The 10,638-nt window shown below is 43.2% G+C and carries 8 protein-coding genes; all 8 read right to left on the bottom strand.

Annotated features, from left to right (window positions below):
* Positions 1-747: ATP-binding protein (locus tag DW082_RS13805; protein WP_259335649.1), on the bottom strand; the 747-nt coding region annotated here is incomplete at its 3' end.
* Between the two features lie 2 nt (positions 748-749).
* Complete coding sequence (locus DW082_RS13800) at positions 750-2,207, bottom strand: ATP-binding protein (RefSeq protein WP_008645592.1); 1,458 nt, start codon at positions 2,205-2,207, stop codon at positions 750-752.
* 149 nt (positions 2,208-2,356) lie between these two features.
* Complete coding sequence (locus DW082_RS13795; protein WP_008645591.1) at positions 2,357-2,974, bottom strand: RteC domain-containing protein; 618 nt, start codon at positions 2,972-2,974, stop codon at positions 2,357-2,359.
* Between the two features lie 210 nt (positions 2,975-3,184).
* Positions 3,185-3,598, bottom strand: a complete 414-nt coding sequence (locus DW082_RS13790; RefSeq protein ID WP_008655868.1) for a dihydrofolate reductase family protein — start codon at positions 3,596-3,598, stop codon at positions 3,185-3,187.
* A gap of 279 nt (positions 3,599-3,877) precedes the next feature.
* Positions 3,878-5,200, bottom strand: a complete 1,323-nt coding sequence (locus DW082_RS13785) for a sigma-54 dependent transcriptional regulator (RefSeq protein ID WP_008645588.1) — start codon at positions 5,198-5,200, stop codon at positions 3,878-3,880.
* Positions 5,193-7,511, bottom strand: coding sequence for an ATP-binding protein (locus DW082_RS13780; protein WP_008645587.1), 2,319 nt, complete (start codon positions 7,509-7,511; stop codon positions 5,193-5,195). Before DW082_RS13780 ends, DW082_RS13785 begins: the two co-directional genes overlap by 8 nt.
* Positions 7,511-9,436 (bottom strand): tetracycline resistance ribosomal protection protein, encoded by a 1,926-nt coding sequence (tet, locus tag DW082_RS13775; RefSeq protein WP_008645586.1) that lies wholly within the window; start codon positions 9,434-9,436, stop codon positions 7,511-7,513. Before tet ends, DW082_RS13780 begins: the two co-directional genes overlap by 1 nt.
* Positions 9,437-9,723: 287 nt before the next feature.
* Positions 9,724-10,524 (bottom strand): 23S rRNA (adenine(2058)-N(6))-methyltransferase Erm(F), encoded by an 801-nt coding sequence (gene erm(F) / locus DW082_RS13770; protein ID WP_118459120.1) that lies wholly within the window; start codon positions 10,522-10,524, stop codon positions 9,724-9,726.
* Between the last annotated feature and the right edge of the window lie 114 nt (positions 10,525-10,638).

Here is a 10,638-nt window from a genome sequence, read left to right as displayed (position 1 = left end):
AAGAAGTAAAATCGAGAATATTTCATCATTCATCTTTACATTCCATCGGATATACTTGCATTGAAAGTTGATGTTATTTTTCTGGTTATGTGATAATATCGGTGATATTGATTCTTGTTCTGCTATTATAGAAGAATAATCTAATTCTTGCCCATTGATGTATATTTGATATTCGGATTTCAATTCTAAAAACCACGCAAATTCAGCCTTTAGATAAGGGATAAGAGTCTTCGTTATAAACAAACTGGAAATATCAGAAGAAATCTCATTAAAAACGACACAAGTACCTGTTGTTGTGTCATCAGATACAAGTGGCTCTGTTGTAGTGTAGTCTTTTAAAGTATCGCTATCAATTCTAATGTCATAAGACATTATTTGTGCATCTTTACTATAGCGTGTTTCCCAATTAGCAAATCTCGCAAATTTATAGAAAGTAAAACGACCATAACCGTTTTTTCCTCTTGTAAATTCAGTATTATTCTCGTTGGCTATTCTCTTTTGAGACTCATAGAATTTTTTGAATTTTATAGGTAATTCTTCATAGCAGATGCCTGTACCATTGTCTGTTATTCTAATATTTTTGATTGTGTCCAATTCTGCATTGTCAATTTCAAAATCAATATTTACAACGGTTGCTTTTGCATCAAATCCATTCCATACATATTCGGCAATAGCTCGCTCTGGAGTATATTTATTCAATATTTTCCTAATGCCAGCAGATGTTATTTCTACAGTTTGCGAGTTCATGACTATTTATTTTTAATTAAATCCAGACCTTTCTCCGTAAGACGGTATTTCTGTCGCGGGTGTTTCGGCTTTTCCGGATAAATCGGTTCTACTAAATCCAACCTTATTGCAGGATACAGATAAAGCTCCAGAAAATTGCTTTTGTCCTTCAATCCTATCATTTCCATAACATCTTTTGTCGATAGTGTCTGATTCCCGATTGCAGACAGAACTTTTCCCACTTGCGGGGTAACTGTCGGGTAACTATCGGGCGACTGTGGGGTGACTGTCGGGTATGACCCGACTGCTTTCCGGGTATAGCGGAAAACGACCCATACGCTGTTTCCGTCCGTGTGAAATTCGGGGTCCGGAATGCCGACACGCCGGCACTCGCTTATCATAAGCCCGATGCCCCGTCCCCAACTTTCCAAGACCTCGCTTTTATACAGCACGTTTGCTATGATTAGATTTTGCGGTTCTGAATTATGCCCGCTTAACAGTTTTTCCATTGTTATATCCGGCGGAAATGTCCCGCTGTTCTCTATTTCCACACGGTCGTCATAGATGGCGATTCCCACCGAACTGCCGGGACGGTGGTACAGGCGGTGGCACAACGCATTTGTGCAGCACTCTCTCAATGCCTTGTACGGGATTTCCAGTTCTTCCTCACGGTACAGCCCTTCTATCTTACCGGAAAGTGACAGATGTTTGAAAAAGAACGCCATTGCAGCATCCAGCAGCGCGTAGATATTCCCAGTGACACGTTGATTGTCTATAAACTCGTCTTTCGTCGTGCCTTTGAAACGCGCCAGACGGAGCAGGCATTGGGGATAATAATAAAAATCATGACCGAACAGCACTGCTGAAGCATTGTTAAGTTTCCCGTCATGCAACAGACTGAATTTTTCGAGAATGGTCGGCAAGTCTTCCCTTATGGTTGCTTCAGGTAAACGACCGCTTCTGATTCCCCCGCGAACAGCACTAATGACGGCATGTTCGTCAAGGTCGGATATTTTAAGGTCAGGATTTGCTATTGCCTCCCAAGCGTATTTCCCGCCCCGCTGTATCAGATATTGGTTATATATCTCCTGCGGCATGATGGATGTCGCGCTTTCCACCCGCAGGTAAGCCCGTCCTTTGTAAGAGAACGGACGCATATATCTTTGTTCTTCCGCAGACAGTGCGATGACACTTTTGCCAGTGTCTGGTATTTCAGTATAAGAAACTTCAACTGTGGCAAACGGCTCGATACGCCGGATCGCGTCCGCTATATCCCGCTTGGTTTTGTCGCTCACGTCTTGTCCGATGATTTTTCCCTTGTCGGTGACACCGAACAATACCGTGCCGCCTTCGCCGTTAAGGAAGGCGCAAAGCGTTTCCATGCCGCGCTCCAACTGTCCGGTGGTTTCCTTGAACTCCACCCGTCCGCATTCTTTTTCGGCTATCAACCGTTTTATTATGTCGAGGTTGTCTATGCTCATATACAATTCTGTAACGTGGGTACAAAGATAGTGCTTTTCGCTGGTTTTCGGGCGAATAGATAACGAAATGTATCTACACAGCAGGACAAAACCTACAAAAAATCAGAGAATGACATAACGTCACCCCCTGATTCATCATTGGTACAGGATTATTTTCTCAAACGTTCCATTTCCTCGTCGCGGAGCATCCTCTCGTTCAGTTTCTCCTGCATCCTGTCAAGGAAGTAAGTGCGGCTTTCGTTTTTCCGGCGTTTGATGTCGATATAGAAACGGTAGCAGTCCTTTGATTCGATACCGAAAATCTTGTAGAGGAGCGGGGCGAGCTGTTTGAGCGGCATGTTGCCGTTGTTGATGCAGCCCATCTCGTTGATGCCGTAGATAAGTTCCACGAGGTCGATGGCGTTGCCCGTCCATTGCAGGGGTGAGGCGGGATTTTCGGTTGTGTTGTCGGAGGATGTACGGATGGGGATTAGTGGTGGCACTTGGGGAGCGGCAAGGAACTTCTGCATCTTCCTCACTAAAGAGAGTGCCTTGCTGATATAGGCTGCAACCTCCCTCTTTTCTTCGGGAAGATTGCGCATGGGATGGTGCTGCAACTCGATTTCGATGTAAGCCAGTGCGATGATGGTGCGGTTGGTGTCCACATTGCCGCTGCATAGCTCGATTACTTGCGTGGCGAAAGCCGTATATGCCGTTTCCATATTGCAGTCCCCGGCTTCGTTTATACGGCGGAAGAACTCGGTTTCCGCCAATAAGAAATAATTCATATCCTGTCAATTTTGAAATTTTACACTCTGTTTTTCGGTATGCGCACATGAATATGATTGGCAAAAAGCGTGTTCATAAAATAAAAAATCCGGCACACTCTCTGCAAGGTGCTGGATTTCAGTGTGATAATTTTGCAATTTATTTGTCTGTCAGGAATTATTTTCGACTTAAAGTGTTCATTTCCTGAACATTCGTCCATTTTCCGGACATCAAACGCACGCTTTATAGATATGGCGGACCACTCCGTTGCGGTACACCTTCTGCGAGGTCAGCGTCCATTGTTCCTGTGGCAAGGCGGACTGGAAGAAACGCTTTCCCGTTCCGGCAATGAAAGGAAGCGTATAAAGTATGATTTCATCCACCACACGCATACGTAACAGCCCATTGATGTAGTCCGCCTTTTCAGGAGTGACTTCCGCCAGATAGCAGATGTCTGTTGCGGATTTCCGCCATTCGTCGAGCATAGAGATGGAATAGTCGGGTGTGATATGATAAAGGGCGTTTTCCCTTATCTCGTTGATACCGCAATCTTCAAGGCGCAGTTCCTTATACGCTTTGCAATATAACTCGGAGCTTTGACAACCGTCCATCGTGAGGACGGCAAGAATCTGTACTTTACCCATTAGCGTTTCCTTTCGTTGGGCAAGGGCAAAAAAGTAGCGTGCAATCCACGCTATCACTAATGGAGGCTCTGGAATGCCCTTAACAGGAATAGGTGAATGCACGCTATGCGTAGGCATAGCATAAGCAATCACGCAATAGTTCCTGTTAATGTTAATTTTCCAGATTCCCATTAGGACGCCTTGCGGTCTTATGTTATATATAGGCGGCAAAAGGCTCTGCCAATCGCCGTTACCTTCTGATATGTCATGCAAAGATAGCCATTTTCAGCGAATTGCGGGCTATGGTTGCTCAAATTTATACTTCAATCCATATTCTTCCAGTTTATTATAGAGTGTTGTCCTGCCTATTCCAAGCAATTCGGCAGCGACCTTCCGGTTCCCGTCAGCCTGCTTCAAAGCACGCAGAATCCGCTCTTTATCTTCCTCGTCGTTGCGTAGGGAGAAGCCGGTAACAGAGGTTGTTTCGGTTATCCCAAGTTCCAGATGCTCTTTTGTGACAAGTCCCGTCTGAGCCTGCAACACCGCACCCATGATTTTCTGTCGAAGTTCGCGCACGTTGCCCGGCCATGAATGGGTCAGCAACGCTTTCCGTGCTTCGGAACTGAAACCGCTAACCTTGCACTCCAATTCCTTATTGGCAATCTCACGGAAGAACTCCGCCAGCGGCATGATGTCCTCCTGACAGTCACGTAAGGGCAGAACGGTTATTTCAAAGTCATGTAGGCGGTATAACAAATCCTGCCGGAAACGCTTTTCATTGACCGCCTTTTCCAGATTCTCGTTGGTGGCGGCGATGATGCGGACGTTGAAACTGCGGTCGGACTTGTCGCCAACGGGACGGAACCGCCGTTCCTGTATGGCACGGAGTAACATCTGTTGAGTTTCTGGTGCGAGATTACCCACTTCGTCTAAAAACAATGTGCCGCCTTCCGCCTCGTGGAAATAGCCTTTCTTTGTGTTTTCAGCACCAGTGAACGCTCCTTTGACGTGTCCGAAGAACGCCGATGGTGCAAGCTCTTTGGTGAGTGAGCCGCAGTCCACCGCCACGAAAGGCTTGCCTGAACGCTTGCTTTTATCGTGCAGTAGATGGGCAATATGCTCTTTGCCAGTACCGTTCTCCCCGAATATCAGTACGCTCATGTCGGTAGGAGCTACCAGCCTTATCCGGTGCATGATTTTCTGAAAGGCTGAACCGTCACGGGCAAATACGGGCATGCGGCTTCGCCCGATATTCCGCTCTTTCAGTATGGTGCGGAGCAAAGGCACGAGTTTGTCCTCCACGAGTTGCTTGGGTATGTAGTCCAGCGAACCGAGTTTCATGCTTTCAACCGCCGTATGTACTTCGGCATAGTCGGTCATGATGATGAACGGCTGCGTCATGCCTTCTTTGCGCATCCAGCGCAATAGGTCGATGCCGTCACCGTCAGGCAAACGCAAATCAGAAACTACTATATCATTGTCAGTGGCTTGTTGCAGAAGTTTCTTCGCTGTCGAGAGGTGGAAAGCCTGCACGGTACGGAATTTCTCCCGTGCCAGCAGGTTGCAGACAAACTCGCAATATACGATGTTGTCCTCCACCACGATGATTTTTGTTTTATCCATTTTCGTATTTTCTCCTTTCTTCTTTTGCCAGCCGGATTATCTCCGAACCCTTATCCAATACGGCAGTCACGGCGTTGTTCAATGCTTCATAATCGGGAACGGCACTCCCATGAAGCTGTTTATAAAGTTCCCTTAATGGTTGGTCGGCACGCAGTATCTCCCACGAACTATGTAGGTGGTGTGTCAGGGCGTCCAGTTCTTGAAAGTCTTTCCGTTGTTCCGCATCCCTGACCGACTGCATTTCCTTTTCGGTTTCCGCTATCAGTTTATCCAACATGACGGATTCATTGCCGTAAGACAGTAGGGAGGAGAAATCAGGCTTTTCATTTTGTTTACCTTTCATGGCGCACTTGTCGGAAACTTCCATCAGCTCCGATATGGAAAACGGCTTGAGAAGGCAATCGGAAAATCCACGTTCTAAAAGTTCCTCTCTGTTGCAACTGCCCGAAGCGGTTGTTACAATAATCGGAATGATCCTTGAATTGCCCACATTGGAGGTGCGTAGCAGTTCCAACAGCTCGAAGCCGTTTATATCCGGCATATTCAAATCGGTCAGAAGCAGACTGTATTCTTTCCGGCGTATCATTTCCATCAGTTCCGCAACATCGGTGCAAGTGTCGCAATGTATCCCTTCTTGTGCATACATTTCTTTCAGCATTAGGAGAAGTACCTTGTCATTGTCGATGGCAACAATATCATGGAGTGTTCGGTTATGATGAATCTGTGTTTTATTTATCCGTTCCGGCAATTCCTCGGCTGACTGCATGGGTATCTCCACCGTGAAACGGCTGCCCTTGCCTTTCTCGCTCTTCAGCTGGATTGTGCCGCCGAGCATTGTCACAATGCGCTGAACAATGGAAAGACCTAATCCGAAGCCGTCCTTTGCGGCAGCGTTTGACAAACGTTCAAACGCACCGAACACACGTTGCTGTTCCTCTTCGGTCATACCCGAACCCGTATCTTTGACGATAAGTTTCAGCATACCGTTATCATACCCCATTGTCAGAGAAACGGCACCGTTCTCAGTGAACTTGATGGCGTTTGACAGCAGGTTATTTCCAATTTGTAGAATGCGTTCCTTATCGGTCAGTACAACAGCATCCGTGTGATTCGTCACAGTAAGAGCAAGTCCCTTGTTTATGGCAATTGGCATAAACTCTGATTCGAGCGTATGCGCTATTGATGAAATCCTACACGTGGAGAAATTAGGCTGTTCCTTGCCGTCGTCCAGCCGGAAGAAACTCAGAAGAGTATTAAGCATTTCACGCATACGGTCGGAGGATTGCTGAATATTTCGGATATACATCCCGGTTTTATCCGCATTGAAGTTTTTTTGTATCAGTCCGGCATAGCCCGTTATTGCAGTCAGCGGTGTGCGTAATTCATGGGTAATGGTATGTACGGCTTTCTTGCGGGAGGTTATCAGTGCCTCGTTTCGCTTTGCCATTTGTTGCAGTCGCTCGATTAAATCTGCGGTTTCCTGTTTATATCGCTTGATGCGGTTGGCATTTCGGTGTATGATGATATATGATATGACCAGTAGCAGTATAACGAACCCTGTCAAGCCCCCAATCTGAATGAACGACCGTTCCCGCATGGCTGTTATCTCGGCTTCCCGCTTTTGTAGGTCAGTTTGTACTTTCCCGTCTATTTGAACAACCAGTCCTTGCAGTTGCCTGTTAAGTTCCGCATTTCGTGCGGCAAGGCTATCGGCATGAACCGATAAGCGGCGGCTTTGTGCCTGTTGTTCGGTTCTCATATTCCGGTTAAAGGAACGGTGCATCGTGGTAGTCACAGTTGGTTTCGCTTCTTCCTTTTTGCCGAAGATGCCCAAGAAACCTTTGCGCTTGGACTTCTTGGGCTGTTCCTGTACACTCTTCTGCACGATTACAGGTACTTGACTGGTTATCTTATCGTTGATGGCTTGTTGTTGTTCAAGTATTTGAACGATTTGGCACATCTGCCGTTCCTTATCTTCGAGAAGATGGCGTACGCTGTCTATACGCTCTGCCGGATAGGTAGCTTTGAAACGGCAGAGCATACTATCCATTGCCATACGCTGTGCATGGTAATGTTCGATATCTTTATCGTTCCATTCCAGTATTGTTTCACCAAATAGAGAAAATTTTATCATTTGAATATTGATATTGTTTATCTCTTTTCGGAACTCGTCTATTTTTTTATTGTCAAGTTCTAATGCTTCTATCTCCTGCCATTCATAGAAGCTATTATATGCTATACATCCGATAAGAACGGAGATAAGTATATACCCCAACCGTATTGTCTTATAGAAATTCCTGGATCGTTCCATTATTTTGATGATACTGATTTTTCAAACATGAATAAAAGTTTATCCTTTTCTTCCATACGGGTATTATCAGAATAACCGCCTTTTGTTATTTGATACCCACACGGCTTAACCATAAAAGTGCCTAAGCCTTTAGTGTATGAACTTACTTCTGAAGCATAGTCTTTACTTGTATTTAATGGAACTTTCCCTTCAATAAGACACCACTCTTTATTACAACTGATACCTTTAATCTCAGACATCATTTTTTGCAGATCTGTAATAGCTTTGGAACTTGCTACTTGTGGTATCTGTAACTCAAAATAGAGCATCGGTTCGAGAATATCCACTCCTGATTGTTGCAAAGCCAACCTGAAGACATAAGGAGACAATTGTCTAAAATCGGCAGGGGTACTTATCGGACTATAATAAAGGGCATAAGTAAAGGTTACTTTCAAATCCGTCACTTCCCATCCATGCAATCCCGATTGGCAAGACATACGGATTCCTTCAAAAACGGCATTTTGAAAAGAATGGTTCAGATAACCAAAGGAGATTTCACTTTCGATTTGCACCCCTGACCCTATCGGTAAAGGTTCCAGAGTCAGTCCTATTGAGGCCCAGTAAGGGTTGGGAGGGACTTCGATATGGATAATCTTATTCACCTTCTTTTTAGGTCGTTCTTTGTAGATAGTCTTGATTTCATCAAAATGGGTCTTTACGGAGAATCGTTCTTCCAGCAATGTTTGTATGATTTCTTTTTGGGTTAAACCATATAACGAGATTTCCAATTCATCACTATATGAATTTATGGAAAAGGACAGAGACGGGTCTTCAATAAACAATACATTTAGAGCGGATATCAACTTGCTTCTCTCTTCGGGCTTGTCTGGTCGGACAGAAGATTTGAGGGCGGGATGCTGATGAGATAATCCTTGAATCAGACAAGGTTTAACACCTAAATAATCTCCGATTCTTAATTCTTCTATATCTTCTATAATTGCGATATCATTAGCAACCACTTCATCAACATTTATCTCTTTGCCCTGATAAATGGTTTTTAGATTTTTAATCTTGATGAATTTTTCCGAATCATTGACTTTTATAACGGTTCGAAGTCTCAGACTTCCGTCAATAATTTTTAGAAAACTTCTTTTATGCCCTTTGGGGGCATGTTCTATTTTATAAAGATAAGCTGAAAGTCTATTTGGGACTGATGCCGGAGGAAATATAAAAGAAATGATGGCGTCTAACAACTCATTGATGCCAATATTGCACATTGCTGATCCATGCAAGACCGGATAGGCTTTGGCTTTTGCCACAAGAGCGATTATCGCATTCCAATAATCTGCCGGTAAGATTTCTTTATCCGCCAAATATAGTTCTAATATATCGTCGTCATGGTTGCATACAAATTCTTTGTGTTCTGCCCTTATATCTGTTGAGGTGCAAATCGGGTAAACTACTCCATCGACAACCGTTTGCATAAACAAGACGTCTTGCGACAGATTTGTTTTTATGTCCAGATATAAACGCTCAAGATTTACGCCGGCACGATCAATCTTATTGATAAATATAATTGTCGGGATTTGCAGTTTTTGCAAAGTCTTGAACAGCAACTTTGTTTGTGCTTGTATGCCTTCCTTTGCCGATAATATGAGGACTGCTCCATCAAGCATTTTGAATGTCCGCTCCACCTCTGCAATAAAATCCATGTGTCCCGGAGTGTCAATGATATTGCATTTCACACCATTCCAAACAATAGATGTCGTAGAAGCCCGAATAGTAATTCCTCTACGTTTTTCTATATCCATAGAGTCTGTTATGGTGTCACCTTTATCAACACTGCCGCGCTTTTCCGTTGCTCCGCAGGCAAATAGCAGATTTTCGGTTACGGAAGTTTTTCCTGCATCAATGTGAGCAAGAATTCCTAAATTTATAATGTTCATTTGATTAAGCAATAATATACTACAATAGATGCATTGCCGAAACGCACCTTTTAATACCTCCTCGTAGCATGTGGAAAACTACAGGATTCTTAACTCGTATTAATATGTATATTATTACTGCCGCATAATTGAACGCAAATTTACGAAAAAAAAAGTTCCCTGACAAAAGCACAAAGAACTTTTTTAATCTATACGTATTTTTATTTGGTATTATTAATTTGTTATGCGGCAGCTTAAAAGACGACACCAAACCAGAAAAATCATCTTGACAACCACCCGACTTTGAACTACGAAGGATGAAATTTTTCAGGGACAACTTCCAGCATTTCCAAAAAACAGTTTACCCATTGACTTGGAGACAAACAAACAATTTGAGCATTAAGGTTTAAACCGAATTTTTCCGAAATTGACCTGACCTGACTTTTCCTGAAAATCGACTTTAAAGCTGTTTTTACAGATAAATCAGGTTTCTCTAACAGACAGGAAATAAATGCTAAGTATTTGGCTTTAAACTTAAAATCAAAAAATAACTGTTTTCTTTTAATGTTTAACAGGGCTGATTTGACAGTTGGCGGTGGAAAGAAACTTTCAGGACCTACCTCATAGACAAGTTTCAAATCAAAAAAAGTATGATAGAAAACGGTATATGGATTGTAAAGCTTCCTCGAAAATAACTTTTGTGTAGGTTCTAACTGAAGGACAATGGAACCTCCCAGAAAATTTCCAAGACTCTCAAACATCAGGATTTTGAAAATATCGAAAGTAATGCCATAAGGAATATTTGACACCACTTTGAAAGGAAATTTCGGAACTGCAAAATTCCTAAAATCACAACCGACAACTTGAACATTTCGGGCATCAGAAAATAATTTTCGTAAATGTTCAACCAAAGCTGTGTCGTTTTCAATAGCAACAACATTGTTGGCGATTTTTAATAAATGAACAGTAAGAAACCCCTTGCCTGCCCCAATATCTAAAACCGTATCCTGATTACTTATATTTGCTTGTCTTATTGCATCTTTTATTAGCACTTTATCAATAGTAAAGTGCTGACCCGTAAAACGAACGGGCAATTTCTTTTTTGTCATTAGTAAACCCGTTGGCGGAATTAATTTAAGTTGATAAATATGAGTAAAAAGTTGTACATGTCGCTGATTTTTAGTAACTTAGTGGTGATTAAAACATTAAGTTCAAACCATCGT

This window comes from Alistipes sp. AF48-12 (assembly GCF_003477565.1).
GTDB lineage: Bacteria > Bacteroidota > Bacteroidia > Bacteroidales > Rikenellaceae > Alistipes_A > Alistipes_A hominis.
The sequence above is the reverse complement of the archived record's forward strand: the minus strand, read 5'-3'. Positions and strand labels throughout refer to the sequence as shown.

What these genes read in the sequence shown, in the direction of transcription:
- DW082_RS13800 (WP_008645592.1), bottom strand. Translation starts at nt 2,207, where the DNA reads ATGAGCATAGACAACCTCGACATAATAAAACGGTTGATAGCCGAAAAA.
- DW082_RS13795 (WP_008645591.1), bottom strand. Translation starts at nt 2,974, where the DNA reads ATGAATTATTTCTTATTGGCGGAAACCGAGTTCTTCCGCCGTATAAAC.
- DW082_RS13790 (WP_008655868.1), bottom strand. Translation starts at nt 3,598, where the DNA reads ATGGGTAAAGTACAGATTCTTGCCGTCCTCACGATGGACGGTTGTCAA.
- DW082_RS13785 (WP_008645588.1), bottom strand. Translation starts at nt 5,200, where the DNA reads ATGGATAAAACAAAAATCATCGTGGTGGAGGACAACATCGTATATTGC.
- DW082_RS13780 (WP_008645587.1), bottom strand. Translation starts at nt 7,511, where the DNA reads ATGGAACGATCCAGGAATTTCTATAAGACAATACGGTTGGGGTATATA.
- tet (WP_008645586.1), bottom strand. Translation starts at nt 9,436, where the DNA reads ATGAACATTATAAATTTAGGAATTCTTGCTCACATTGATGCAGGAAAA.